This window comes from Pseudomonas sp. MIL9 (assembly GCF_016887925.1).
GTDB lineage: Bacteria > Pseudomonadota > Gammaproteobacteria > Pseudomonadales > Pseudomonadaceae > Aquipseudomonas > Aquipseudomonas mohnii.
This window is the reverse complement of the sequence record NZ_JAFEHE010000025.1, coordinates 96035-121701: the sequence shown is the minus strand read 5'-3', so window position 1 is coordinate 121701 and position 25667 is coordinate 96035. Positions and strand designations below refer to the sequence as shown.

Genomic DNA, 25667 nt, shown 5'->3' with positions numbered 1-25667 from the left:
CGCACTCCTTTACTGCGCGCCAAACACCATCGTCCAGTAAACCCCCTCGTCACTGCGCGCGTCCGTGGCATAGGCCGCGCCGACCTGGGTGAACATCGGGTTCATCAGGTTGGCGCAATGGCCGGGACTGGCCAGCCAGCCAGCCATGGCCTTGCTCGGTGAACCCTGGCCGGCGGCGATGTTTTCGCCGATCTGCCGGCCACGGTAACCGGCGGCTCTTGCGCGGTCGGCGGGCATGTCGCCATCGGGGTCCTTGTGCGCGAAATAGTTACCGTAGGCCATGGCCTTGCTGTGGCCTTGCGCCGCCGCGCCAAGGCTGGCATTCCACGACAGTGGCCGTGCGGCGGCAAAGCGCTGGCGCCCGCAGAGACGTGGTTTTGCGCGGGCGGCATTGACCTGCGCGAGCAAGGCTTTGCTGACCGATCGCGTATCGTTCAACTGACGGTCCAGCACGGGTTGCGCCATGACCACTTGCCATTCGCTGCGGCTGCGACTCACACCGATGTCGGCGTATTGGCTGTCCAGCAGCGCCGAGCAATGCTCGCTCTGAAACAGGTCGAACGCCTCTTCGGCGTCCTGCGCGCCGACCACACGGATGGAGCGGACGGCCACCGCTTGATAGCCATTGGATTTCAACCGGTCGCGCAAGCCACCGCCGTAGCCCACGGGCAGGGCCAGGCTGGATTTCAGCACCAGTGGCGACAGGCGTTGAGCGGGACGTCGCTCACAACCTCGGGGGTGAGCTCGATAATCGTTGATCGCTTCCACCAGTTCTCGCTCGGCACTGGCGTGGGCGGGACTGGCGATCAGGGGAAGCAAGGTAAACAGGCACAGCGAAGAAAAGCGCAAGACAAGGGCGGTTTGGCGCATGGTGCGGACAGCTCTGATGAGATGACAACGATGAGGGGAGGATTTGGCGCCGCTCTAAGACTGGCGCCCCGGGACTTGGTTCACGGGGCCGGAGGGCATTTTTGCGCGGGGGCAGGTGCATCCGACGGACGTAGCGAATGATGCTTTTTTGCCTGTACGGGGATCAGACCGCCTGGGTGTCACGCGCGACGATTTCACGTTCGCCGGATCAACGGTCGTTAAACCTTCGGCCGCTACAAACCATCCCCCAACGCCTTGAGATACTCCGGGCTGTCGCTGATCGAGTTGTGTCCCGTGTTCGCAATCACCTGAAGTGAAGCCACGCCCCGGGCGAAATGGCTGTAGAGCAGCCGCGTGCTTGAGCCTGGCACCACTTCGTCATGTTCGGCCGCGATCAACCGCGTCGGCACCGTGATGCGCGGGGCATAGCGCCAGGACTCGAATTTGTCCTTGAGCAGCCACTTCACCGGAAACCAGCGGAACTGCCGGGCGGCGAGGCCCTCAAGGCTGTTGTAGGGTGTGATCAGCACCAGCCGTGCCGCCGGGCGTTGGCTGGCCAGGCGCACGGCCACCCCCGAACCGAGGCTGCGCCCGACCACCGCCACATGCCCATGGCTGGCCTGCACTTTGTCGAACAAGGCCAGGGCGTCGCGGGCAATGGCCTCTTCCGAGGGCGAGCCGGTGCTGCCGCCGTAGCCTCGGTAGTGCAGCAAATACAGGGCATAGTCGGGGAACGCCTGGCTGAAGGGCGGCAGGCTGCGCGAGACGTCCTCGGCGTTACCGCCAAAATAGATCAGCGCGTTAGGGCCGTCGTGGGCCAGGACGGAGACCTGCAACTGCGCATCGTCGACGGGCAGGGTGAGCAGTGACGCGGCGGTCCCGACGGCGCGGGGTTGCGGGTAGTAGATCAGCGCGCGTTGAAACACATACAGCGCTGCGCAGAGCGTCAGGTACAACGCGGCCAGGACGACGACAAGCAGCATCAGGTTGCGTGACATTCGGCTAACGTTAGTGGACGGCATTGATGGCTCGGGGGTGAACACGGCTACGCTGGATCGCTGCCAGAGTGTAGTCAATCGCCAGCGGGGCACGCCGGCCGTCTGCCGAGGTCATGCTCATGCAGCATCCAGAGGGGTTCACCCGCAGGAAAATACTCACGCTGGCTGCCGGTGCCTCGGCGGTCTTCACGTTCGGTCCGGCCGCCGCGCCCTCAGCGCCGTCGACCGCAACAGGAGGCAAGACCATGCAGACCCGCGCCATTCCTTCCAGCGCCGAATCATTGCCTATCGTTGGGCTGGGCACTTATCGCGGCTTTGACGTGGCCCCCGCCGATGCCGCCTACAAGCAATTGCCCGCGGTGCTGCGCGCGCTGTTCGAGAAGGGCGGGACGGTGATCGACAGCTCGCCGATGTACGGTCGTGCCGAGCAGACGACCGGCGAGTTGCTGTCGATCCACGAACCTCGATCCCCGGCATTTCTGGCGACCAAGGTGTGGACCCGTGGCCGCGAAGAGGGCATTGCGCAGATGGAGCGGTCGTTTGCGTTGTTGCAGACCGATTGCATCGACCTGATGCAAATCCACAACCTGCTGGACTGGCAAATCCACTTGCCGACGTTGCGGCACTGGAAGGAACAAGGGCGTATTCGTTACATCGGCATCACCCATTACACCCCGTCGGCGTATGACGAAGTGGAGGCGGTGCTGAAGGCCGAGCCACTGGATTTCCTGCAGATCAACTATGCGCTGGATGATCGCGGCGTCGAGAAACGCATCCTGCCGCTGTGCCGCGAACGGGGCGTGGCGGTGATCTGCAATCGGCCGTTCGGTGGCGGCGGGCTGCTCGAACGACTCAAAGGCAGGCCATTGCCGGGTTGGGCCGCGCAAGTCGGGGTCAAGGGCTGGCCACAACTGGCGCTGAAATTCCTGCTGTCCCATTCGGCGGTGACCTGTGTCATCCCCGGCACCGGCAACCCGCGCTACATGGCGGAAAACGCCGGGGCCGGTTTCGGTCCGATGCTCACCGATGCGCAGCGTCATCAGTTGATAGCACTGGTGGAGTGACGGGCGGCGGGCTCTGGAAGCTCTCCTATACTGTTCGCGTCAAACGTCTTCCCCATGCCGTTGGAACCGCAGTCGGCCCTCTGACGGCTTCTTTATCCAACACTGCAAGGAGTTCGAAAATGTCCATCCGCATTGGCGACGAAGCACCGGATTTCACCGCCGAAACCACCGAAGGCACGATCAACTTCCACCAATGGATTGGCAATGGCTGGGCCATCCTGTTTTCCCATCCGAAGGATTTCACCCCTGTCTGCACCACCGAGCTGGGCTACCTGGCCAAGCTCAAGCCGGAATTCGACAAGCGCAACACCAAGGTTCTCGGACTGAGCATCGACCCGGTCAGCGACCACAACAAGTGGGTCGGTGACATCGAGGAAACCCAGGGCACTGCCGTCAACTATCCGCTGATCGGGGACGAAAACCTGGTGGTGGCCAAGCTCTACGACATGATTCACCCGAACGCCAGTGGCGGTTCGCGCACGGCGGTGGACAACGCCACGGTGCGGTCGGTATTCATTGTCGGCCCGGACAAGAAGGTCAAGGCCATGCTGATCTACCCGATGAGCGCCGGGCGCAATTTCGACGAAGTGCTGCGGCTGCTCGATTCGCTGCAACTCAATGCCAGGCACACCGTGGCCACCCCGGTGAACTGGCGTCCGGGTGAAGACGTGATCATTCCGACATCGGTTTCCGACGAGGATGCGAAGAAGAAATACCCTGACGGCTTCAAAACCCTGAAGCCCTATTTGCGCACCGTGGCGCAACCGAAGTAACCGCCTCGGCAGCACGGTCATCCCGAAGCGGGTCTTCGGGGTGACCGATGGTCGGTACGACCTTCCTCCGCACGTTCTTCAGAAATCCGCTATCCGGTCGATACAGCGTCAAGGACATGAGCTTTTTCGGAGGGAGCGTGAAGATGAGCCGTCTGCGTATTTCTATCGCAATGGGGCTGCTGGTCAGCCTGAGTGGAACCTGTTTCGCCTCGCCAGGGGTTATCGCCTTCCGTGGCGCCATTGTGGAATCGCCTTGCCCGGTTTCGACGTCGGCTGAAGGGTTTGCCCTGCATGGCTGTCCTGCCAGGACTGCCGGCCAGGACGGCAGTGCCCACAAAGTGCAGCCACTGCGATCAGTGCGCTCAATCGACGGTTCGACCGCCCAGGTCAAGCTGATCCGCGAAAGCAGGGAAGAGGGCGGCTCGCTCAGTCAGCAGTACGCCTTGGTGGACGGCAAAGGCCGGGCGCTGACCTCGGGCAATTACGTGGTGACCCTGACTTACCCGTAATGCTGTTCATTTAAGAGATAGAGCGAGCAATCAGTAACCTGTGGCGAGGGTAAACAACGCGGCGCGGTCGAGAAACTCGCGGCGATTGATCAGGCCGTGGGCGTAGTAGTCATAGAGTTCCAGCAATGGCGGGGCAAAGTCTTTCGCGGTGAGACCGGTCATTGATGCGCTTCCTTTTCGGCGAATTGAGCGCGATCCCGGTGGGGCCTGCTGGTGGGAATGGACTTGATGAGGCGGTAAACATTGCCATTGCAGGAGACACGAACCCTGTGGGAGCGGGCTTGCCCGCGATAGCGGTATGTCTGATACGTGGATGCCGGATTTGCCGCCATCATCGCGGGCAAGCCCGCTCCCACAATGTGCCGTTCATTTCAGGCACCGCGCCCCGACCTTCGCCACCTGCGCATCCTGCTCGGCCTTGACCCCGGACACCCCGACCGCGCCAATCACCTGGCCGTCGACGATGATTGGCACGCCACCTTCCAGGGACGTCAGCAAGGGTGCCGACAGGAAGGCTTGGCGCCCGCCGTTGACCATGTCTTCATAGCCCTTGGATTCGCGCCGGCCCAAGGCCGAGGTGCGGGCCTTTTCGGTGGCGATGTAGGCGCTGATGGGCGAGGCGCCATCAAGGCGTTCGAGGGCCAGCGGATGGCCGCCGTCATCGACCACGGCAATGGTCACCGGCCACTGGTTGTTTTGCGCCTCCTGCCGGGCGGCAGCGAGGATCTGGCCGACTTCGGCCTGACTCAGCATGGCTTTGCTTTTCATGGGGTTCTCCAGGGCTCGTTAAGGCAGGGCGGCTTCGACCAGTTCGATCCAGTGCCGGACCGGAGTGCGACCGGCGCCATCAAGGTGCGACTGACAGCCGATATTGGCGGTGACGATCACCTCGGGATAGCCGCTTTCCAGTGCGTTCATCTTGTTGTCGCGCAGTTGCCGCGCCAGCTCCGGTTGGGTCAGCGAGTACGTGCCCGCCGAGCCGCAGCATAAATGGCCGTCGGGCACGAACGTCAGGTTGAAGCCCAGGCGTATCAGCAGCGCTTCCACCGCGCCACCGAGCTTTTGCGCGTGCTGCAACGTGCACGGGCAATGGAACGCCAGGCGCTGGGCACTGTGTATGCCGAGTTGCTCGAGGGGTTCGTCGCGCAACACTTCGATCAGGTCCTTCGCCAGCGCGCTGACGGTTCTGGCCTTCTCGGCATAGGCCGGGTCGCTGCGCAGCAGATGGCCATAGTCCTTGATGAAGGCACCGCAGCCGCTGGCGGTTTGCACGATGGCCTCGGCGCCTTTTTCGATGTTCGGCCACCAGGCGTCGATGTTGTGGCGTGCGCGATCCAGGCCAGCGGCCTGGGCGTCCAGATGATAGTCCACGGCGCCGCAGCACCCGGCCTCGCGGCTCGGCGTGACGCTGATCCCCAATCGATCCAGGACCCTCGCGGCGGCTACGTTGGTGTTGGGCGCAAGACCCGGCTGTACGCAGCCTTCGAGCATCAGCACCTGCCGGGCATGGCGGGTGGTGGGACGCGCTTTGCCTGGCGGCGCGCTGCGCGGCAGTTTGCTTTGCAGGGTGCCGGGCAGCAGCGCGCGAAACACCTGGCCGCCGCTGACCAGTCCCTTGAACAGGTGCGCGTGCGGCACCAGCGTGCGCAAACCTTCGCGCAGCAAGCGCTGGCCGACCGGGCGCGGCACCGCCGCGTCGACCACGGCGCGGCCGATGTCCAGCAGATTGTGGTAATCGACCCCGGACGGGCAGGTGGTTTCGCAGTTGCGGCACGACAGGCAACGGTCCAGGTGCTGCTGGGTCTTCTGCGTGACTTCGTTGCCCTCCAGCACCTGTTTGATCAGGTAGATGCGCCCCCGTGGGCCATCCAGTTCATCGCCGAGCAGTTGGTAGGTCGGGCAGGTGGCATTGCAGAAGCCGCAGTGCACGCAGGTGCGCAGGATGCCGTCGGCTTCTTCGGCACGGGGTAGTTGGCGGGCACTGTCGCTTAACGTGGTCTGCATGGCTCAAAGCTCCGCGTACAGGCGACCGGGGTTGAAGACGCCCCGGGGATCGAGTTGTTGCTTGAGGCTCTGATGCAAATGCATCAGGGCGCCGGGCAGCGGCTGGAACGGGCTGTCGGTGAGCCCGTGGCTGTAGCAGGTGACATGGCCGTCGACCTCATCGACGACCTGGCGAATGAACGCCGCCTCGGCGTCTGACTTGAGCCAGCGCTGGGCGCCGCCCCAGTCGATCAACTGACGGCCGGGCAACGACAGTTTTGGCGTGTTGTTGGGCAGCGACAGGCGCCACAGGGGCTGGTCTTCGTCGAAGAAACTCAAGCGCTGTTCATTGAGGTCGGCCCAGTACGAGGCGTCCAGCAACTCGCCGCCCAAGCGGTCGTGGGCCGCCGCCACCGATCCTTCACCGCCCTCGAGCCGCAGGTGCAGGCACTGGCCGTCATGGCACGCGGCACTGATCGGCAAGGGTTGCTGGCCCCATTCAGCCAGGCGCAACAGGGCGCGTTCGCTGTCCATTTCCAGGCTGATGCTCAAGGCTTGCCGGGGTTTGGGCAGGACCTTGAGCGAGACTTCGGTGATCACCCCCAGGGTGCCGTAGCTGCCGGCCATCAGGCGTGACAGGTCGTAGCCGGCGACGTTTTTCATGACTTCGCCGCCAAAGCGCAAATGCTTGCCGTGGCCGGTGATCACCCGGGTGCCGAGCACGAAGTCCCTCACCGATCCCGACCAGGGGCGACGCGGTCCCGACAGGCCACAGGCAATCATGCCGCCCACGGTGGCGCCATCGCCAAAGGCGGGCGGTTCGCACGCCAGCATCTGCTGCGCGGCGTCCAGTGCTTGCGACAGCTCCGCCAACGGCGTGCCGCAGCGGGCGGTGATCACCAGTTCGGTCGGGTCGTAGCTGACGATGCCCCGGTGCGAACGGGTGTCGAGTATTTCACCCGCAGTCACCCGTCCCAGGAATCCCTTGCTGTTGGAGCCCTGGATGCGCAGGGGCGTGGCGTTTTGCAGCGCCTGATTGACCTGCTCCAGCAGCAGGCGGCTGTCGTCGCAATCGCCGGTGCCGTGCATCAGAAACGCTCCAGGTCGGGGAAGGGCAGTTGCCCGCCATGCACGTGCATGGCACCGAACTCGGCGCATCGGTGCAGGGTCGGAATGTTCTTGCCGGGGTTGAGCAGGCCGCTGGGGTCGAACGCCGCCTTGATTGCGTGAAACAGGGTCAGTTCATCACTGTTGAATTGCGCGCACATCTGATTGATTTTCTCGCGGCCGACACCGTGTTCCCCGGTGATGCTGCCACCGACCTTCACGCACAGTTCCAGAATCCTGCCACCCAGCGCCTCGGCGCGGTCGAGTTCGCCCGGTTGATTGGCGTCGAACAGGATCAGCGGATGCATGTTGCCGTCGCCGGCATGGAACACGTTGGCCACCCGCAGGCCGTATTCCGCCGACAGCGCGGCGATGGCGTGCAACACGCCGGGCAACGCGCGGCGCGGAATCGTCCCGTCCATGCAGTAATAGTCCGGCGACAGACGGCCCACCGCCGGGAAGGCGTTCTTGCGCCCGGCCCAGAAACGCACGCGCTCGGCTTCGTCCCTGGCCTGGCGTACTTCGGTGGCGCCAGCCCGTTCCAGTACTTCACGCACGCGGTGGCAGTCGTCATGGACGTCGGCTTCAACGCCGTCGAGTTCGCACAGCAGGATGGCCTGGGCGTCGACCGGGTAACCGGCGTGGATAAAGTCCTCGGCGGCGCGGATGGCCAGGTTGTCCATCATTTCCAGGCCACCGGGAATGATGCCGGCGGCAATGATGTCGCCGACGGCGCGGCCAGCCTTCTCAACGGAATCGAACGCCGCCAGCAGCACTTTCGCGGTTTGTGGTTTGGGCAGCAGTTTGACCGTGACTTCGGTGATCACCCCGAGCATGCCTTCGGACCCGGTGAACAAGGCCAGCAGATCAAGGCCGGGCGAGTCCAGCGCGTTCGAACCCAGGCTCAGGTATTCGCCGTCGACGGTAAGGATGTCGACCTTCAGCACGTTGTGCACGGTCAGGCCGTACTTCAGGCAATGCACGCCGCCCGCGTTTTCGGCAACGTTACCGCCGATGGAACAGGCGATTTGCGAGGAGGGGTCCGGCGCGTAGTACAGGCCGTAGGGGGCGGCGGCCTGGGAAATGGCCAGGTTGCGCACGCCGGGCTGGACCCGCGCAGTGCGTGCGGCGGGGTCGATGTGCAGGATCTGATTGAAGCGCGCCATCACCAGCAGCACGCCCTTTTCCAGCGGCAGCGCGCCACCGGACAAACCCGTACCGGCACCGCGGGCGACCACCGGCACCTGACGCTCATGACACAGGCGCAGCACGCCCTGGACCTGCGCAATGTCACGGGGCAACACCACCAGCATCGGCGTCGTACGGTAGGCCGAGAGCCCGTCGCACTCGTACGGCTTGAGTTCTTCCTGCTGATGCAGCACTTCCAGGTCCGGCCACTGCGTGCGCAGAGCCTGTAACAATCCGGCCTTGTCCACGTCGGGCAGCACGCCATCGACGCGTTCATCGTAGAGAATGTTCATAGTCGCTTTACGATACTCCCTTCATGAAAAGCCCGGACGATTGCCCGGGCATTTCGTGGCTGGCCAGGACCTTGGGCGATCAATGGCCGCCCACCACCATGTGGCTGAACGGCGCCACATAGGCCTGCAACGTCACCAGCCCGCCGACCAGGATCGCCAGGACGATCGAGTGGAAGAACACGTAGCGCAGGATTTCCCCTTCATGGCCGTACCAGCGGGTGGCGGTGGAGGCGACCACGATCGACTGGGCATCGACCATCTTGCCCATGACCCCGCCGGAGCTGTTGGCGGCGGCCATCAATACCGGGCTGAGCCCCAGTTGCTCGGACGTGACCCGTTGCAAGCCGCCGAACAGCACGTTGGAGGCGGTGTCGGAGCCGGTCAGGGCGACGCCGAGCCAGCCGAGCAGGGTGCCGAACATCGGGTAGAAAATCCCCGTCGCCGCGAACGCCAGGCCCATGGTGGCGTCGAGTCCCGAATAACGCGTGAGAAAGCCGAGGGCGAGCATGGCGGTGATGGTGATCAGCGAATAGCGCACCACCCACAGCGTTCGCAGGTATTGGCTGATCAGCTGCGGGATGCTGTAACCCATCAGCAATCCGCCGAGAATCGCCGAGAGCAGGATGCCGCTGCCGGTGGCGGTGAACCAGGTGAACTTGTACACCGCGTCCTCGGTTTTCGGTGCCGGCACCACCGGCGGCACTTTCTCGATTTGCTGGTGGATGGTGGTAAAGGTCAGGACCGGCGCGAATATCGGATTGGCTTCAGACAACGGTTTGCCCTGTGGGTCGAGCTTGGCCGAATGGGTGGCCGGATCGATCGCAGGGCGTGTGTCGAACAGGTTCTTGAAGCCCTGGGTGCCCCAGGCGAAGACGAAGATGGTCAGGATGATCCACGGCATCCACGCGCGCATCACCGCAGGCTTGGCCTCGCTGGCAAAGGTCGCGGTCGGCTCGGTTTTGCTCTCATGCTCGGTATCGATTTTCGAGTGGTCGACCCGTCCGGACAGGGCAGCAGAGGTATGCACCGTGGCCGGTTTCCAGACCTTGAGGAAACCGGTCAGGCAGGCCATGGAAATCAGCGCGGCGATCACATCCACCAGCATGGGCCCGTGATAGTTGGACACCAGGAACTGCGGCACGGCGAAGGTGACCCCGGCCACCAGGATCGCCGGCCAGATTTCCAGCATCTTGCGCCAACCGGCGAAGGCCCAGATCAGCCAGAACGGCACGATCACCGAGAAGAACGGCAGTTGCCGGCCAACCATCATCGACAGCTCCATTTCATCCAGCCCGGTGACCTTGGCCAGGGTGATGATCGGCGTGCCGAGGGCACCGAAGGCCACCGGCGCGGTATTGGCGATCAGCGCCAGGCCAGAGGCGGCCAGCGGTGAGAAGCCCAGGCCGATCAGGATCGCCCCGGTCACCGCCACGGGCGTGCCGAAACCGGCCGCCCCCTCGAAGAACGCGCCGAAACAGAAGGCGATCAGCAACAGTTGCAGGCGGCGGTCGTCGGTGATTTTCGCCAGGGAATCCTGCAGCACTTTGAACGAGCCGTTTTCGGTGGTCAGCCGGTGCAGGAAGATGATGTTCAGCACGATCCAGCCAATCGGCAGCAGACCATTGGCGGCACCGTACAACGCTGCCGACCCGGCCATGTTGGCGGGCATGCCAAAGGCGAAGATCGCGATCAGCAAGGCCGAGGTGAGGGCGAGCAGCGCCGCCAGGTGCGCCTTGACGTGAAAAAAAGCCAGGGAGGCCAACATCACCACCACTGGCACGGCCGCCATGAGGGTTGAAAGCACCGGGTTGTTGAACGGATCGTAGACTTGCTGCCAGACCATGTTCCACCTCTGCTTTTTATTGTTGGAAGTGCAGACCCCTGAGGGGAGGTGGCTTGTAGTATAGGTGGCATTACGCCGCTGTCAGGGTACGCCTCTGGTCCTGTGAGTCAGCGCTGTTTGGCGGGGCTGAGCTAGCATGGCGGATAGGGTCCACATCCAGTACGGAGAGGAATGCCGCAATGACTGAGCGCCATCTGATTCACAAGGAAACGCTGTCGAATGGATGCAGCATCGAGGTCAAGGCCGAAATCCTCAGGGACGGCTCGCTGGGGATGTTCATCGGTGTTTACCGGCCGGACGGCACGGTCATTGAAGAGAACCCTGATCCCAAGCCGCACATGCTGGACATGGAAGCGGCGATGGATTGGGGGATCGATATTGCCAAGGGCATTGGCAATAGCCAGCGCACGTTGTAGAGGTGGGTGCCGCACAATTGCGCAGGACACAAAACCCGTAGGAGCTGGCAAGCCAGCCCCTACAGGTCGGTTACAGGTCGTAGAGGGTCAATGGCCTCAAGGCTGTTGCAGCGTTGCGCCGGTCACTCCCGTCGCTTTGGCCTTGGGTTTGGAGAACTTCCACGCGTCACCCGCCGGCGCCGTGCCCTTGTCATAAGGTTTGCCCAGCAGCATGTAGACCAGCCCGGCGCCCATCACCACCAGCGTGGTCAGGATCATCGAGTAGTTGATGTACCACGCGGCATCGGGCGAGCGCGGCCAGACCATGTTGACGATGGCGCACACACCGTAGACCAGCGCGGCCAGGTTCACCCACAGGCCCCAGGCGCCGAGGGTGAATTGACCGTTCGGGCGCCAGCCCTTGGCCCGGGCGATCAACGCGGCGACCACGATCAACTGGAAGGCCACGTAGATACCGATCGCGGCAAAGCCGACGATGGTGGCCACGGCATCGGCCATGAACATGCCCAGGCAGACGATCGCTGCCGGTACCAGGCCGCTGACCAGCAGGGCGAACGACGGCACATGGTTGGCCGACAGGCGCTTGAACAGCGAACTGCCGACGATCATTTCGTCGCGGGCATAGGCGAACAGCAACCGGCTGGCCGCCGCTTGCAGGCTCAACACGCAGGAAATGAACGACACCATGACCACGGCCATGACCAGGCGGGAACCGACCGGGCCGAAGGCATTGGCCAGGATGGTGGCGACCGGGTCGGTGTCTTCACCGGCCAGGACCTTGGCCATGTCCGGCACCGAGAGGATCAGCGCCAGGCAGGCAAACATCGCCGCCGCACCGCCGATGTAGATGGTCATGCGCATGGCTTTGGGAATGCGCTTGCCCGGGTTCGGTGTTTCTTCGGCGACATCGCCGCAGGCCTCGAAGCCGTAGTACTGGAACAGACCGGCCAGGGACGCCGCGAGGAATGCCGGCAGGTATGAACCATTCACCTCAAGGTTGAAGGTGTTGAACAACACGCTGAGCGGCTGGTGACGTTCGAAGATCAGCAGGTAGCCGCCGACCAGAATCGCGCCGACCAACTCGCACAGAAAGCCGAACATCGCCACCCGCGCCAACAGTTTGGTGCCGACCAGATTCAACGCCGTGGAGAGCAGGATGATCGCCAGGGCGATGAGGATGTTGGCCTCGGGACCGGGCTTGTAGCCGAGCATGATCGCCAGGTAAGGCCCGGCACCCACCGCGACCCCGGCGATGGTCGCGCACAAGGCCCAGGCATACACCCAGCCGACCATCCACGCCCAGCGCTTGCCTACCAGCCGGCGGGCCCAAGGGTACACGCCGCCGGAAATCGGGAATTGCGATACCACTTCACCGAAGATCAGGCACACCAGCATCTGCCCGGCGCCGATCAGCAAATAAGACCAGAACATCGGCGGGCCGCCGGCGGCCAGGCACAAACCGAACAGGGTATAGACGCCGACGACCGGCGACAGGTAGGTAAAACCCAGGGAGAAGTTCTCCCACAGGCTCATGCTGCGATTGAAATCCGAACTGTAGCCGAGGGCGCGGAGCTGTTCCGCATCCTGGTCGTCGCTGACGCTTGCACGCGCGTTAGGTGAGCCACTCATGTTATTTCCTCATTATCAATGGCAGTGATTGGGTTCTGACGTTTGTTTCGCCTTGGCTCCCTTGCAGGAGCGAGCGTGCTCGCGATGGAGGCCAACGATGACGCGACCGGTCTGGGTAAACGCGGTGCAATTGAGATCATCGCGAGCGGGCTCGCTCCTACAGGGATAAAGGCGTTATTTTTTTTTAGGCCTGCTTTGTCACTTCGCTGTCGCGCCCGTCGTCGTATCGCGACAACCACTCCACCGCCGCATCGCGATAACGGCTGAAGCCCTTGTAGTCGACCAGTTGCTGATCCAGGTCGCGCAGCACCCGGTGCATGCGCCGGGCCCAGGCCGGGTTGGTGGCGATGTCTTCGAGGCTGAGCAGGTAGGTGCGGATCGGGAACAGGATGGCGTTGCTGCGCGGCAGGCGATGCAAGGGTTGCAGCTCAATGCGCAGGTAAACCAGTTTGCCGGCATTTTCCGCGGTCACGATGGTCCGGTCCGGCGCCCATTCCGGCAGGCTTTCGGCCGAGACTTCGAGGCGCGGGTTGACCGTCAGCGACCAGTTCAGACGCCGCACCGGATGCCCGGTGCGCAGGCGCAGCAGGAACTTCAGCGCACGGTCGAGCATGCCGATTTCTTTCACCAGCGGCACCGGGCCGTGGAATTCTTCCCAGCTCATGCCGAGGTTGAATCGCAGCGAATAGTCGGCGCGCTGGGTGGCGATGCCCGCCCCCCAGTACAGTGTGCCGTCGCGTTCCTCTTGCAACACCCAGTCGCCCTGGGCCTGACGGGTCACGTACTCCATCGGCTCGTAGGGCAGGGTGGTCGGGTCACCGAAGGTGAAGCGGTCGTCAATGTCCAGCAAGCGGTTGGTCCAGTGCCACTGGCGGCCTTCACGCTCCAGGCTGAAGTACTGCGGGTAGTCCCGGGCGTAGGATTCCATGATCAGTTCGAGCAAATCCCATTGCGCCTCCATCATGTGCGGCGCCGAGACATAGTGCATGCCCGGGTCTTTCTCCAGGGTGATCGCCCGGTCGCGGCATTCGCTGATGTAATGCTCGTCGATATCGAACGCGGCGCGCAAGGCACCGTCTCCCACCGAGACATGGGGCTCGAGGTTCATCGAGTACATGTAATTGTCATCGGGAAACGGGAAGGGCGCGCGGGCGATGCATTCCGGGCTGTTGGCGAAGGTGTAGTCGTCGCGGTAGGTTTCGTCGGGATTGAATGGGATGTTCATTGTTTTTTTTCTCCGTCGATCAGAGGTCGATGACCAGGCGATTGCATTTGGCGCGGGACACGCAGGGCATGATTTTCTTGCCGCTGGTTTTGTCCTCGTCGGACAGCCAGTCATCGGTGTGCAGCAGCTCGCCGTCGAGCTCCAGCACCTCGGTTTCGCAGTGGCCACAGGCGCCGCCACGGCACAGGTAAGGCATGCTGTAACCGGCGGCTTCCACGGCTTCGAGCATGGTCTGGTCGGGCGAGACCTCGATGGTCGCGCCACTGCGGCCGAGGGTGAAACTGAAGGCTTCGCCGCCGCTGCTTTGCTCCAGGAAACGTTCGAAGTGCACGTGGCTGTCGGTCCAGCCCAGTTCGCGGGCGCAGGCCAGGGTGGCATCGATCATGCTGTCCGGGCCGCAGGCGTACACGTGACTGCCGAGCGGGCGATTGGCCAGGACCCGGACGATGTCCATGCGCGCTTCGATGCCCTTGCGATACAGGTGAACCTTGTCGCCGTAGGTCGCCTGCAGCTCTTTACCAAGTTGCGCATGTTCTTCGCCGCGCACCGCGTAGTGCAGCTCGAACGGCACCTTGCTCAGGCGCAACTCCTCCAGTTGGGAAATCACCGGGGTAATGCCGACGCCGCCAGCGATGAACAGATGCAGGCGTGCCTGTTTGATCAGCGGAAACAGATTGACCGGCGGCGTGACTTCGATCAGATCGCCTTCATTGACGCTGTCGTGCAGGGCCACCGAGCCGCCACGACCGCTTTCCACGCGGCGCACGGCAATCTGGTAGCTGCTGGTGTCGTAGGGCGAGCTCAGCAGCGAGTAAGGGTTGCGCAAGGTGTTGCGGTCGTTGGCGATCAGCACCACCACATGGCTGCCACCGGAGAACGCCGGCAAGTGCTCGCCGGTCGGTGAGACCAGGGTGAAGCGCTTGATTTGCGGGGTCACCGATTCGATTCGGGCCACGCGCAGATTCAAAGTCCCAGTGTTCTGGCTCATGTGTCGAGCTCCTCGGCGGGCGGCAGTTCGCCCGGTACTTCGGCATCGGCCTTGACCGCCTGAAACGCTGCCAGCCGCCGGGAATAGTGATCGCGCACCACCAGCGTCAGGCCGCAACCGGGGCAGTCGTAGACACGTTGGGTGACGTTTTCGGTATAGGTGTCGCAGTGCACGCACCAGACTCGGCGCACCAGCGTGCCGGAATGTTCGCGCAGCACTTCATCGCGATTGAGGTCGTAGCGGGTGGCCACTTGCATGGCGCTGCCCAGGAAGCTTTCGGACCCGGCGAGGTACAGACGGGTGCCCATTCGCGCATCGAAGAGCAGGTCGTTCAGGTCATCGATCAACGCCTGGTTGCTGGCGTACAGCTTCAATTGATGGCCTGGATGCTCCTGCAATTGGGCGACAAAGTCCTGCCCGGAAAAGGATTCGCGGGAATACAGCAAGGTGATGGGCCGGTCCAGGCCGGCCATTTCGTCGAGCAGGCGCAACATGGCGCGCCCGCCACTGCCTTGCCCCGCAATGATGTGCCGCGTACCGCCCGGCAGCGGTTGCAACTGGTCATAGACCGGTCGGCTTTTGATCCCGGTGATCAGCATTCTTGTTTTTTCTCCTGACTATCGGCTCGGCTGATGAAAGCCGGCTGTGATGCAACGCCCAACGACGGTGGGTTGCGATAGCAGGAGCACAGGGCGTGCCAGTTATTCAAGTTATTGAAATTAAAGGGTTTTATTGTTTGTTGAGGGCGGCTTGGGGGTAAAAATAACGATGGGTGTAGGCATTTTTGCAGCATTCAGGCGGGAAGCCACATCACCCCCTGCAGGCGTGAGCGTGCACCCACAGGGTTGTGTATGGCGGGAATCAAGGCATCAGTCACGCTGCAATTTGCGAATCAACGTACCGATATCGATGCCCAGATGCTGCGCCGCCTTGCGTTTGCTGCCGCACAGTTCCACCGCCTCGAGGATGACCTGGCGTTCGAACTGCTGGACCTGAAGCTTGAGGTTCTGCTCGGCGCTCTGATCGGTGGCGCCCTGAACAACGGCGGGTTTCAGTCGTTGCGCTTGCAGCAGCTCCGCGGGCAAATGATGCTCTTGCGCCTCGTCGTCGGCGAGAACCGCCAGGCGTTCGAAGATGTTGACCAGTTCGCGAATATTGCCCGGGAAGTCATAGCTCATCAGGCGATTGCGGCAACCGGCCGACAGGCTCAGGGAAGGCTCGCGATCACCGTTGATGCGGCTGAGCAGGATGTCGATGAGAAACGGCAGGTCAGCGCGATGCTGGCGCAGTGGCGGGATTTCAACCGGCAGCACGGCCAGGCGATAGTAAAGATCGGCACGAAATTCACCGGTGCTCACCAGGTGGCGCAGATCCTTGTTGGTGGCCGCGATCACTTGCACTTGCACGGTCTTGCTCAGGGGCGAGCCGACCGATTGAATGGTGCTGTCTTCGAGAAACTTCAGCAACTTGGCCTGTACATGCAAGGGGATCTCGCCGATCTCGTCGAGGAACAGCGTCCCGCCGGAGGCCGCCTCGATGTAGCCTTGCTTGCCGCCCTGCAGCGCACCGGTAAAAGCGCCGCGCTCGTAGCCGAACATCTCCGACTCGAACAGGCTCTCGGGAATGCTCCCGCAGTTGACATGAATGAACGGTCGATCACCCCAGCCGGCCGCACGGTGAATATGTCGGGCAATGGCCGTCTTGCCGACGCCGGGCTCGCCCAGGAGCAACAGTCGCGCGCGCCGGCGGAACGCGCGCACGCCGGTGTCGGCGATGCTCGACAGTTGAGGCGAGAGGTGCAGGGCGTTGTCCTGTGGATCGCGCAGGCCTTGCGGTTCCGCCGGTCGATTGCCGAGTGATGCCCGCCGTTGCGGCTGGCTGCCGTCGAAGTCTTTCTGGGTCAGCATCCTGAACGGTTTTTCATAGGCCCCGGTGGGGATGGCATGGGTGCTGCTGAGCAGTACCCGACCTTCCCGGGAACGGGTCAGGGCGCTGTTGCCTCCGCGATTGAGCGCGGCCAGCAAGTCGTCGTAATTCAGGGCCGAGCGCTGGAAGAAATCGCGCTCGGACAACCCGATGGCTTGCTGTTTCGACAAGCGGTTGACCCGCTCGGCGGCGAGGTTGAGAAAGCGCACCCGACCTTCGCCGTCAGTGACGATCAGTGCTTCGCTGAAGCTGTCGAGCAAGGCGTGCAGTGCCGGGGTTTCCAGCAAGGCACCCAGCACTTCACTGCTGGCATTGACCGAAGAACGCATGCCCATCTGCAACAAGGGCGGCAGGTTCGAGTCGTTCATGGATGCAAATCCTGGACGCGACGCCCCTGGCATTCGCGAAACACCGCCACCCGCCACGCCACGCCCTCACGGACCAGGATGCGCGAGCAATGCACATTGAAATTGCGGTCGCGCCCATGCAAATCAGGTAGCGGCAGGCTGTGCCAGGTCCGTTCGGGCAAGGCCATGTCCAGCAGCAACTGTGCGATCCCGGCGCCATGGGTGATGCCGAACGTGTCTTCGAACGCCGCATTGCGCCATTGCGGCTGCAGGTGTTCATCGATCACCAGCACGGCGTCGGGCACCGCATCGAACACCCGGCGCAACGCTTCGATGCGCTGCTCGGCGTCGTGCTGCATGCGCAATTCCTGGCTGACGTCGCGAATGCTGCCCCACATCCGCAGCAGTTGCCCGTTGATGATGGTTGCCCGCACATCGTTTTCGACGTAGGCCGGCGAGCCGTCGTGGCGACGGTCCACCGAGAGGGCGCAGTCGACGCTGAACCCGGCCTCGATCAAGCGCCGCACGAATGCTTCGTTGGCCGGGCTGCGAGGCCAGTACAGGCGGACGGGCTGCTGATTGAAATCGACATCCGACGGCATCTCGTAGACATCGGCCATGGCGCGGTTGCACAGGCGCCAGTGGGAGTCGTTTTCAAAGACCTGGCGGACAATTTCGTCCGGGGTATTGTTGATGTTCACCGCTTCGGCGAATTCGATGCACCAGTACGCCACCTTTGCGCTCTGCAGCATCTGACTCATCACTTCGTTGGCGTTGTGCATTTCCCGCAGCCGGTGGCCCAGTGATCCGAGGGGGATTTTCACCAGGTGCAGGCGCGCCGGTTGCATGGTCCGCCATTCCAGCAGGCCACTGGCGATCACGTGCAGCAGGCCGCCATTGTGGCGAATCAAGGTGAGCTCCAGGCTCGGGATGAGTTCGTCGGCAGGCGGGTTGGCGAACAGCGACTGCAAGGCACGCACCGACTCGACGCTGAAAATGCGTTCGATCGGTTGCGCCAGCAGTTCCTCCAGCGCATAGCCCAATTGATTGCTCAGGCTGGCGGACAGGTTGAGCAGTTGCCCGTCGGCGCTGACGGAACTTGCGAGGGGCTGGGCTTTCTTGGCCAGCAAATTCAGGATATCCATTGATGGATCGGCTCGATATTGGCGTTTGAGTATTTGGATACGGCACATTGCATGCCAATCGAAACGCTTATAAACATTGACGTTCACGAAGGCCTGTCTGGCTGAGTGCTGTGATAATGCAGCAGTTCATGCATATTTACAGCACTTTGCCGGGCCGGACACGCTATCCGATGAATGACCCTGTCGCGGCTGATCGCTGGAGCGGTGAGGGCGATAGCATTTTTCCATCCAGCCGCGTGTTTCCCAGGATGAAATCGGTCTAAAAACGCCAACCCATTCCCTGAGTGCTTTGCTAATCTGAAGTTGTAGGTGAAAACGCAGACTGATGCGCAAGCGGATAGCGAGGAGGCGTGGGGCGCGCTCCGAAGGGTACACGGTTAGAAAGATCTCCGCGCTGAGATCCAGCCCTTATGCCGTGTGAAGCAGGACAGTGTTTAGTTGCATCATGGTTACATGACTGTTCTGTGGGAGGCCTGATAAACCTTGTAAGCCAGAGACCAGCGCTGGCCACCTACTTAACCTTCGAAGCCCGCCTTGAGCGGGCTTTTTAATGCCGTTCACGCCCCTGTAGGAGCGAGCTTGCTCGCGATGGACTCAAATACGCCGCGTTTAACCTGGCCACACGCATCATCGTTAACGACCATCGCTGGCAGGCCGGCTCCTACAGAGCGATGTACCCCCAGGCATAGGTAACGCAATCCGACTGGCAGGGCTCGCCGGCTGTGCTAGCGTCTTGAGGTCAACCCTCATTTGCGAGCTCCCCCCATGGACGAGACTATCGTTGATGTAACCACTGCCAAGTTCAACGCCCTCATCGCTATCGTTCAGGCCTACGGGGCCGCTTTCGCGGTCAAGATTCTCACCGCTATCGCGTTCTGGATCGTCGGGCGCTGGCTGATCGGCTTTGCCGTCCATATGGTGCAAAAGGCCCTGGGCAAGCAGAAGGTCGACCCGACCGTGTTGCGCTATGTGGGCTCGGCGATCACGGTGACGCTGAACATCATCCTGGTGATCGGCATTCTCGGTTACCTCGGCATGCAGACCACCACCTTCGCCGCGTTGCTCGCCGCGGTCGGCCTGGCAATCGGCATGGCCTGGTCGGGGTTGCTGGCCAACCTGGCGGCCGGTGCCTTCATCATTGTCCTGCGCCCGTTCAAGGTGGGCGATTTCATTTGCGCCGGCGGGGTAACTGGCACGGTCACCGAGATCGGCCTGTTCGCCACGGCGATCAATACCCCGGACAACGTGCTGACCCTGGTGGGCAACAACAAGATCTTCAGCGACAACATCCAGAATTTCACCCACAATCCGTTCCGCCGTGTTGAACTCAAGGCACAGCTGTCCGGCGCCGCCGACTGGAAGGCAGCGGCGGCCTTGCTCAAGGAGAAAATCGCGACCATCCCCAACGTGCTCTCCGAGCCGGCGGTGGATGTGGAGATCCTGGAGTTCAATCTGGTAGGGCCAGTGTTGGCGGTGCGTCCTTATTGCCACAATGAATACTATTGGCAGGTGTATTTCGACACCAATCGCACCATCAAGGATGCACTCGGCGAGGCGGGCTTCCCGGCACCGATGCCGGCGCAAACGGTGATTTTCCAGCAGGGCGCTACCTTGCCCGGAGCGCTGGCCAAGGAATGACGGCGTCAGTTCGATTGCGGTCATGGGTACCGGGTCGCAATCGACTTCATGCGGAGCAGGATCAATAAATGCAGGATGTTCGCCCCAACCCAACGCTGACCCTGGAATATTGTGTCGAACGTCCGATATTCATGGACTTCTTGCAGTACGCGAACCGCACACCCGATGCAACCGCTGTCGTCTCCCACGATGCATCGTGCAGTTATCGTCAACTTGAGCGCATAAGCCGGGGCATTGCCGGCTTTCTGATCGAAAAGGGCGCCCGCGAGTCAGACCGGGTGGTCATCGTTTCCAATCGCTGCGCGGGCCTGGTCTACGCCATGCTCGGCGCCTCGCGGGCCGGGTTGACGTTCAGCGTCGCCGACATGGCCTATCCCGCTGCGCGCATCGACCAGATCATTCGCATCCTGCAGCCCTCGTTTGTGTTGCTTTGCGGCGGGGCGACCTTCGATCCAGGGCCTTTGCAACCAGGGCAGGGCACTGCTCATCCGCAGGTGGTGCAGATTCCCGAATCGCCTGACGAATCCCTGCAAGCGTTTGCCATCGCTCCCGTGGATTTGCCGGACGTCGATCCGGCTCATCCGGCCTACATCACCTTCACATCGGGCAGTACCGGTGAACCGAAGGGGATTGTCACCCACCATGCGCCGCTGGTTCATTTCATCGAGTGGCATACCCGGCATCATTCGCTATCGGAAAACGATTGCTTTTCCCTGTTGTCCGGACTGGGCCATGACCCCGTCTACAGGGACGTCTTCACGCCACTGTCCATCGGCGCGAAAGTGGTCATTCCGGCGCAATCGCTGGTTATCGATCCATCGGCCCTGGCCACATGGCTGCACGAGCATGCCATTTCGGTGATTCACCTGACGCCGCCCCTGGGCAAGCTCATTGAAGCGGGCGCAAAGATCAATGGAACCCGATTCAACGATCTGCGCTATCTGTTTTGGGGTGGCGACGCCCTGAGCGATACCTTGTACAAACAGATGCGCGTCATTGCGCCCGATGCAAAGAGCGTGAACTTCTACGGTACGACGGAAACGCCACAGGCCATGGCGTTTCACCCGCTCGATCCCGCCGCCGACAATTCGCGGATACCGCTGGGCAAAGGCATAGACGGGGCACAACTGCTGGTCGTGAATGACGCCGGTCAGTTGGCCGGCATTGGAGCAGTGGGGGAAATCCTGATTCGCAGCCCCTATCTGTCATTGGGTTACTGGGGCGACGCGGCGAAGACGCGGGATAGTTTTGTGGTCAATCCCTTCACCCGTGTCCCGGATGACATTTGCTACAAGACCGGCGACCTCGGCACGTACCTTCCGGATGGCAGCGTCATGTTTCTGGGGCGCGGTGACAGTCAGGTCAAGATTCGCGGGCACCGAATCGAACTGACTGAAATCGAAGGCGCCATTTCACGCCATCCTCGCATCAAGCAGTGCGTTGTGCTGGCGGCGAATGATCGTTCCAGCGTGAGGCTGGTGGCCTATTGCGTTTCAACCCAGCCTGTTTCGTCGGTTCAATTGCGCGAGCATGTCAGCAAGGCACTTCCCGACTATATGGTGCCGGCGTTGTTCGTGTTTCTGGACGCCATTCCACTGACGCCCAATGGCAAGATCGATAAGCGGGCGCTGACTGCAGCGGGCGCCTCGACGGAAGCGGCGTCCCCGGGCTCGAACCAGAATCTGTCGCCGATCGGGCTCAAGCTGGTGGACGCCTGGTCTGCAATCCTCGAAGTCCCGCATATCGACGCCAACCTGTCGTTCGTGGAGCTGGGCGGCGATTCGCTGTCGTTCGTCCAGGCATCAATGGTCCTCGAGCGGTTGATCGGGCATCTGCCCGAGCGATGGGAAATGCTGCCGGTCCGTGATCTGGGTGAGCTGGCCAATACGGCCAAACCGTCGAGGCTGGCCGTTCGGGCGATGGAAGTACCCGTGTTGCTGCGGGTCATGTCCATCGTGATGATCGTGGTCGGGCATTTTCAACTGTTTAAGGATTGGGCGTTTTTCGGCGAAACGGCCGTGTTGTTCGCCGTGTCCGGTCTCAGCCTGGCGAGGTTCCAGGTTCAAGCCATCAATGAGCGCGGTAACGCTAGCACGCTCCTCAAGTCCATGGCCAGTATCGCGGTGCCCACCGTCCTGTATACGGTGTTGACCCAGGTGCTTTTCGACAGGGTTCACTGGCCGTCAGTCCTGATGATTTCCAACTGGTTTCCACCCAAGGAAATCGGCAACTTCACCTATTGGTACATCGAGGTGCTGTTGCAGATGATCCTGATCATCGGGATCGTGTTGTCGTTCGAGCGCGTCAGGCAAATCATCCTTTCCAATCCGTTCCGTTATTTGCTCATGGCGTCCTGCCTGCTGGCGGTGGCTGACCTGTTGATCAGTGCCTATGTGTTTGACGCTTCCGCGCTCAATAACCGGGTGCCGCAGCACTACCTGGCGATCATGGTGCTCGGCATGGCCATTCACTATGCCGACTCCACCCGGCGCAAATGGATGGCCAGCGCGGTGGCGGTCATTGTGGTGGGCGGGCGAGATTTACTGGAGTTCTACGGGCATGGATTGCCTGCGGTTGGCATGAGCGAATACATCGATGTGGCGGTGCCGGCGGTGCTCGCGGTGATCTGGATCCGCTCGGTGCCCGTGCCAGGACTCATCGCGCGGGGGCTCGCCGCCATCGCGGCGTCAACGCTGTACATCTATCTGACGCACTTCCAGTTCCAGTCCGTGGCCCGTCGCCTCAATGACAGCCCTGTACTGGCCGTGGTGATCGCCATCGTCGGCGGGATCGTGGTCGGTTATGCCTGGAACAAGTTCGTGCGAATCGTGTTGATGCGCTTCAACGGCGCCGAGAAGAAGCGCCGTGCGCAAAAGATTGAACGGGTGGCCTGACGCCAATGTTTTCGTCAGGTCGCCACTTCACGGCTATCCTGATTTCCATGTTCTTGATGCTGTTGCGCTTCGTTAACCGGAATCAACTGTTGCCTGGATGATGGGTCCCTTCTGGCAGGGAAGGGTCTTTCGGCGTTCCACTGGCTTTTCTGGATGAAAAGCGGTGGTTGCACGGATAAATGTGGCAGCGATGAACACAAGGGTCGAACTGGCAAGAGACGAAGCGGCTCCAGGCGTCTTGGTGCAAACACTGGAGCAGGCTATCGACGCCGTGGTGGTCGTGGATGCGCAGGGCCTCGTGGTGTTTTTCAATGCCGCTGCCGAACGCTTTTGGGGCTGTTCGCGCATTGAGGCGCTGGGCGGTAACTTCAGTGCCCTGATTCCCCGGGGGCTTGACCCCAACCCTGACGGTTCTGCCAGCGAGCACGCGGACGGCGGCGTCCATCACCTGGCAGGCAGCAGTCTGGATACGCGGATCGTGCGCCAGGATGGTCAGGAACGCTGGGGCGTGATGTCCGTCTCGACAATCGTCATGCACGATCAGACCCTGCATGCGGTATTCCTCAAGGATGTCACGCACCTGCGCGTGCAAGACCTCGAGCACCGGTTGCTATCGATGTCGATCAACGCCACGCATTCGGCGACGTGCATCGTCGACGCCCATCAACAGCTTATCTACGTGAATGACGGACTGATCCGCTTGCTGGGGTATTCCCGTGAGGAGGTGATCGGGCAATCACCCTTGCTGTTTTTCGTGCCCGACGCTCGGGCCGAGACGCAAGCGGAGCCGGAGCTGGAAGCCATTCTCTGCGGCCAGCCTCACGAGTTCAGCGCCCTGATCAGCAAACGCAGTGGCCAGCGCCTGTGGGTGCATGTGTCCTCGACACCCGTCTTCGACGCTCAAGACCAGCTCGAACACGTCGTGATCGTGCTGACGGACATTACCCAGTCGAAGTTGCATGAGGTGCTGCAGAACAAAGTCATTGGCGCATTGCTCAAGGAGGAGTCGCTGGAGAGCGTGCTGACGCTGTTGTGCCATGAAATTGAACGCATCGCCCCCGAAGTCATCGTGTCGATCCTGAGTGTCGATCCGCAAGGAATTCTGCATCCCCTGGCCAGCCCCGGCTTGCCGGTCGAGTACTCCAGGGCCATCGAGGGCCTGGCCATCGGCCCCACGACGGGGTCCTGCGGTACCGCCGCCTACCGGGGCGAACCGGTGCTGGTGACCGACATCAACAACGACCCGCTGTGGGCGGACTACAAGCAACTGGCACAACAGTCGGGTTTGCAGGCCTGTTGGTCGATGCCGGTACGCAACGGTTCCGGGCGCATCGCCGCGACCTTTGCCCTGTATTTCCGGGAAAGCCGTGGACCGGACCCCTTGCATGGCCACTTGGTCAAAGCGGGCACGCATCTGTGCATGTTGGCCCTCGAACGCGAGCAAGCCCGCCAATCCATTCGAAAAATGGCCTTTTACGATGGATTGACCGGCCTGCCCAATCGCAGTTACCTGCTCGCCCAGGCGCAACGCACCCTGGGCGAAATGGCGCGAGAGCAGGCGGAGCTGGCCGTGCTGTTCGTCGACCTGGATCGTTTCAAGCAAATTAACGATGCGTTGGGCCATGCCTCGGGTGACGAGTTATTGCGCGTCATGGCGCACCGGCTGCGCAGCCTGTTGCGAGAGTCCGACCTGGTCGGGCGTTTGTCCGGCGACGAATTCGTCCTGGTGCTGCCACGCATGAACGCGACGCAGGTCGCGACTTTTCTGGAGCGGATGATGATGCTCCTGAGTCGTCCGATGACGATCGCGGGCATGTCGGTGGTCGTTTCGGCCAGCATTGGCATCAGCCTGTTCCCCGGCGATGGGCGGGACATGGAGAGCCTGCTGCACCGAGCCGACATTGCGATGTATCAGGCCAAGCGCATCGAACGCGGCAGCTTCAGCTTTTTTGTCGAAAAGATGAACCGGATCGCTCAAGACCGATTGGTGCTGGAAACGGCGCTGCGCAACGCCATGGCCACCGGCAACCTCGAGTTGTTCTACCAGCCGCAGATCGACCTCAACAGCGGCAGGCTGGTGGGCGTCGAGGCGTTGGCACGCTGGGCGCATCCGGCCCTGGGCGACATCTCGCCAAGGCAATTCATACCGCTGGCCGAGGAGTGCGGGCTGATCAATGACCTGAGTCAGTGGGTGCTGCAAGCGGCATGCGAACAACTGGCCGGCTGGCGTCGGCAGGGATTGGCGATTGCGTCGCTTTCGATCAACCTGTCGCCGATCAACTTTCATAACCTCGATCTGGCTGAACTGATTGCCGGCCAATTGCAGCGAAACGGTTTGCAACCCGCCGACTTGTGCGTGGAAGTGACCGAGGGCGTGGTGCTTTCCAACAGTCCTGGCACCTGTAAAACCATCCGCGACCTGCACGCATTGGGGGTGCGGCTGGCCATCGATGATTTCGGCACGGGCTATTCCAGTCTGGGGTATTTGCGGCATCTGCCGATCAGCGAGCTGAAACTGGACAAGAGTTTTGTCGACGACTTGGAGCACGACACGTCTTGCCGGGCCCTGAGCGAGTCGGTCATCGGCATCGGCAAGAGTCTGTCGCTGACCGTGGTGGCCGAAGGCATCGAGTCCTCTGTCCAGCGTGACATCCTCAAGGCCCAAGGGTATGAGGTCGGCCAGGGCAATTTTTTCTCGGTGCCACTGACTGGCCAGGCGTTCGTGCAATTCATTGATTCGGTGAATGCGGGCGCGGCGGCGTGTAACGGGGCAGGGCCCCTCTGCGTGGGGGCGGGGTTTTCGAGCTGATTCAGGGACGGCCTGACGATGG

21 protein-coding genes and 1 pseudogene are annotated in these 25667 nt (G+C 62.1%); 7 read left to right on the top strand and 15 right to left on the bottom strand.

Annotation, left to right across the window (positions count from 1 at the left end; all coding sequences use genetic code 11):
• Positions 1 to 9: 9 nt before the first annotated feature.
• The 3 genes from JQF37_RS24970 to JQF37_RS31530 form a co-directional block, all read right to left on the bottom strand.
• A complete protein-coding gene (locus JQF37_RS24970; RefSeq protein ID WP_130209030.1) occupies positions 10 to 870 on the bottom strand; it encodes a CAP domain-containing protein in 861 nt (286 codons plus the stop codon).
• Between the two features lie 233 nt (positions 871 to 1103).
• A complete protein-coding gene (locus tag JQF37_RS24965; protein WP_130209028.1) occupies positions 1104 to 1892 on the bottom strand; it encodes an alpha/beta fold hydrolase in 789 nt (262 codons plus the stop codon).
• Positions 1879 to 2115, bottom strand: a complete 237-nt coding sequence (locus tag JQF37_RS31530) for a hypothetical protein (protein ID WP_223272695.1) — start codon at positions 2113 to 2115, stop codon at positions 1879 to 1881. Before JQF37_RS31530 ends, JQF37_RS24965 begins: the two co-directional genes overlap by 14 nt.
• On the opposite strand from JQF37_RS31530, the gene JQF37_RS24960 reads away from it, so the two are divergent.
• The 3 genes from JQF37_RS24960 (at position 2021) to JQF37_RS24950 (ending at position 4214) form a co-directional block, all read left to right on the top strand.
• The gene (locus JQF37_RS24960; RefSeq protein ID WP_223272694.1) at positions 2021 to 2932 is read left to right on the top strand and encodes an aldo/keto reductase; all 912 of its coding nucleotides are present in this window, start codon (positions 2021 to 2023) and stop codon (positions 2930 to 2932) included. The genes JQF37_RS31530 and JQF37_RS24960 overlap by 95 nt on opposite strands.
• Before the next feature lie 119 nt (positions 2933 to 3051).
• Positions 3052 to 3705, top strand: a complete 654-nt coding sequence (locus JQF37_RS24955; protein ID WP_204149778.1) for a peroxiredoxin — start codon at positions 3052 to 3054, stop codon at positions 3703 to 3705.
• 143 nt (positions 3706 to 3848) lie between these two features.
• On the top strand, positions 3849 to 4214 hold the full coding sequence (locus tag JQF37_RS24950; protein ID WP_130209022.1) for a type 1 fimbrial protein: 366 nt from the start codon (positions 3849 to 3851) through the stop codon (positions 4212 to 4214).
• A 48-nt stretch (positions 4215 to 4262) separates the two neighbouring features.
• Here the strand turns inward: JQF37_RS24950 and JQF37_RS24945 are convergent.
• From JQF37_RS24945 to JQF37_RS24920, 6 genes and pseudogenes are all read right to left on the bottom strand, one after another.
• Positions 4263 to 4376, bottom strand: a pseudogene (locus tag JQF37_RS24945) (dienelactone hydrolase family protein); the annotation flags it as partial.
• A 204-nt stretch (positions 4377 to 4580) separates the two neighbouring features.
• Positions 4581 to 4982, bottom strand: a complete 402-nt coding sequence (locus JQF37_RS24940; protein ID WP_204149777.1) for a heme-binding protein — start codon at positions 4980 to 4982, stop codon at positions 4581 to 4583.
• A gap of 18 nt (positions 4983 to 5000) precedes the next feature.
• A complete protein-coding gene (gene glcF, locus JQF37_RS24935) occupies positions 5001 to 6218 on the bottom strand; it encodes a glycolate oxidase subunit GlcF (protein WP_130209018.1) in 1218 nt (405 codons plus the stop codon).
• A gap of 3 nt (positions 6219 to 6221) precedes the next feature.
• The gene (gene glcE, locus JQF37_RS24930; protein ID WP_130209016.1) at positions 6222 to 7286 is read right to left on the bottom strand and encodes a glycolate oxidase subunit GlcE; all 1065 of its coding nucleotides are present in this window, start codon (positions 7284 to 7286) and stop codon (positions 6222 to 6224) included.
• On the bottom strand, positions 7286 to 8785 hold the full coding sequence (glcD, locus tag JQF37_RS24925) for a glycolate oxidase subunit GlcD (RefSeq protein ID WP_130209014.1): 1500 nt from the start codon (positions 8783 to 8785) through the stop codon (positions 7286 to 7288). Before glcD ends, glcE begins: the two co-directional genes overlap by 1 nt.
• A 79-nt stretch (positions 8786 to 8864) precedes the next feature.
• Positions 8865 to 10628 (bottom strand): L-lactate permease, encoded by a 1764-nt coding sequence (locus JQF37_RS24920; RefSeq protein ID WP_130209012.1) that lies wholly within the window; start codon positions 10626 to 10628, stop codon positions 8865 to 8867.
• Positions 10629 to 10807: 179 nt separating this feature from the next.
• Here JQF37_RS24920 and JQF37_RS24915 point away from each other — a divergent pair, with 179 nt between their 5' ends.
• Positions 10808 to 11044 carry a hypothetical protein gene (locus tag JQF37_RS24915; RefSeq protein ID WP_047527965.1) on the top strand — a complete coding sequence of 79 codons (237 nt, stop codon included), beginning with the start codon at positions 10808 to 10810 and terminating at the stop codon, positions 11042 to 11044.
• A 96-nt stretch (positions 11045 to 11140) separates the two neighbouring features.
• Here the strand turns inward: JQF37_RS24915 and JQF37_RS24910 are convergent, their stop codons facing one another.
• From JQF37_RS24910 to JQF37_RS24885, 6 genes are all read right to left on the bottom strand, one after another.
• A complete protein-coding gene (locus JQF37_RS24910; protein ID WP_130209010.1) occupies positions 11141 to 12673 on the bottom strand; it encodes an amino acid permease in 1533 nt (510 codons plus the stop codon).
• 184 nt (positions 12674 to 12857) lie between these two features.
• Positions 12858 to 13898, bottom strand: coding sequence for a DUF3445 domain-containing protein (locus JQF37_RS24905; protein ID WP_130209006.1), 1041 nt, complete (start codon positions 13896 to 13898; stop codon positions 12858 to 12860).
• 19 nt (positions 13899 to 13917) lie between these two features.
• Positions 13918 to 14886 carry a PDR/VanB family oxidoreductase gene (locus JQF37_RS24900; protein ID WP_130209004.1) on the bottom strand — a complete coding sequence of 323 codons (969 nt, stop codon included), beginning with the start codon at positions 14884 to 14886 and terminating at the stop codon, positions 13918 to 13920.
• Complete coding sequence (locus JQF37_RS24895; RefSeq protein ID WP_047527973.1) at positions 14883 to 15485, bottom strand: dimethylamine monooxygenase subunit DmmA family protein; 603 nt, start codon at positions 15483 to 15485, stop codon at positions 14883 to 14885. The genes JQF37_RS24900 and JQF37_RS24895 overlap by 4 nt, the downstream gene beginning before the upstream one ends.
• 270 nt (positions 15486 to 15755) lie before the next feature.
• Positions 15756 to 17180, bottom strand: a complete 1425-nt coding sequence (locus JQF37_RS24890; protein WP_130209002.1) for a sigma 54-interacting transcriptional regulator — start codon at positions 17178 to 17180, stop codon at positions 15756 to 15758.
• Positions 17177 to 18304, bottom strand: coding sequence for a PAS domain-containing protein (locus JQF37_RS24885; protein WP_130209000.1), 1128 nt, complete (start codon positions 18302 to 18304; stop codon positions 17177 to 17179). Before JQF37_RS24885 ends, JQF37_RS24890 begins: the two co-directional genes overlap by 4 nt.
• 765 nt (positions 18305 to 19069) lie before the next feature.
• Between JQF37_RS24885 and JQF37_RS24880 the strand changes: the two genes are divergently transcribed.
• From JQF37_RS24880 to JQF37_RS24870, 3 genes are all read left to right on the top strand, one after another.
• A complete protein-coding gene (locus JQF37_RS24880; protein WP_130208998.1) occupies positions 19070 to 19942 on the top strand; it encodes a mechanosensitive ion channel family protein in 873 nt (290 codons plus the stop codon).
• A gap of 68 nt (positions 19943 to 20010) precedes the next feature.
• Positions 20011 to 22836, top strand: a complete 2826-nt coding sequence (locus JQF37_RS24875; RefSeq protein WP_130208996.1) for an amino acid adenylation domain-containing protein — start codon at positions 20011 to 20013, stop codon at positions 22834 to 22836.
• 190 nt (positions 22837 to 23026) lie between these two features.
• On the top strand, positions 23027 to 25645 hold the full coding sequence (locus tag JQF37_RS24870) for an EAL domain-containing protein (protein WP_130208994.1): 2619 nt from the start codon (positions 23027 to 23029) through the stop codon (positions 25643 to 25645).
• Positions 25646 to 25667 lie beyond the last annotated feature (22 nt).

Bases quoted from the DNA above. Each gene is read 5' to 3' on its own strand.
- JQF37_RS24910 (WP_130209010.1), bottom strand. From the start codon at position 12,673: ATGAGTGGCTCACCTAACGCGCGTGCAAGCGTCAGCGACGACCAGGAT.
- JQF37_RS24955 (WP_204149778.1), top strand. From the start codon at position 3,052: ATGTCCATCCGCATTGGCGACGAAGCACCGGATTTCACCGCCGAAACC.
- JQF37_RS24920 (WP_130209012.1), bottom strand. From the start codon at position 10,628: ATGGTCTGGCAGCAAGTCTACGATCCGTTCAACAACCCGGTGCTTTCA.
- JQF37_RS24900 (WP_130209004.1), bottom strand. From the start codon at position 14,886: ATGAGCCAGAACACTGGGACTTTGAATCTGCGCGTGGCCCGAATCGAA.
- JQF37_RS24950 (WP_130209022.1), top strand. From the start codon at position 3,849: ATGAGCCGTCTGCGTATTTCTATCGCAATGGGGCTGCTGGTCAGCCTG.
- JQF37_RS24880 (WP_130208998.1), top strand. From the start codon at position 19,070: ATGGACGAGACTATCGTTGATGTAACCACTGCCAAGTTCAACGCCCTC.
- glcF (WP_130209018.1), bottom strand. From the start codon at position 6,218: ATGCAGACCACGTTAAGCGACAGTGCCCGCCAACTACCCCGTGCCGAA.
- glcE (WP_130209016.1), bottom strand. From the start codon at position 7,286: ATGCACGGCACCGGCGATTGCGACGACAGCCGCCTGCTGCTGGAGCAG.
- JQF37_RS24905 (WP_130209006.1), bottom strand. From the start codon at position 13,898: ATGAACATCCCATTCAATCCCGACGAAACCTACCGCGACGACTACACC.
- JQF37_RS24890 (WP_130209002.1), bottom strand. From the start codon at position 17,180: ATGAACGACTCGAACCTGCCGCCCTTGTTGCAGATGGGCATGCGTTCT.
- JQF37_RS24885 (WP_130209000.1), bottom strand. From the start codon at position 18,304: ATGGATATCCTGAATTTGCTGGCCAAGAAAGCCCAGCCCCTCGCAAGT.
- JQF37_RS31530 (WP_223272695.1), bottom strand. From the start codon at position 2,115: ATGGTCTTGCCTCCTGTTGCGGTCGACGGCGCTGAGGGCGCGGCGGCC.
- JQF37_RS24915 (WP_047527965.1), top strand. From the start codon at position 10,808: ATGACTGAGCGCCATCTGATTCACAAGGAAACGCTGTCGAATGGATGC.
- JQF37_RS24965 (WP_130209028.1), bottom strand. From the start codon at position 1,892: ATGCCGTCCACTAACGTTAGCCGAATGTCACGCAACCTGATGCTGCTT.
- glcD (WP_130209014.1), bottom strand. From the start codon at position 8,785: ATGAACATTCTCTACGATGAACGCGTCGATGGCGTGCTGCCCGACGTG.
- JQF37_RS24875 (WP_130208996.1), top strand. From the start codon at position 20,011: ATGCAGGATGTTCGCCCCAACCCAACGCTGACCCTGGAATATTGTGTC.
- JQF37_RS24940 (WP_204149777.1), bottom strand. From the start codon at position 4,982: ATGAAAAGCAAAGCCATGCTGAGTCAGGCCGAAGTCGGCCAGATCCTC.
- JQF37_RS24870 (WP_130208994.1), top strand. From the start codon at position 23,027: ATGAACACAAGGGTCGAACTGGCAAGAGACGAAGCGGCTCCAGGCGTC.
- JQF37_RS24895 (WP_047527973.1), bottom strand. From the start codon at position 15,485: ATGCTGATCACCGGGATCAAAAGCCGACCGGTCTATGACCAGTTGCAA.
- JQF37_RS24970 (WP_130209030.1), bottom strand. From the start codon at position 870: ATGCGCCAAACCGCCCTTGTCTTGCGCTTTTCTTCGCTGTGCCTGTTT.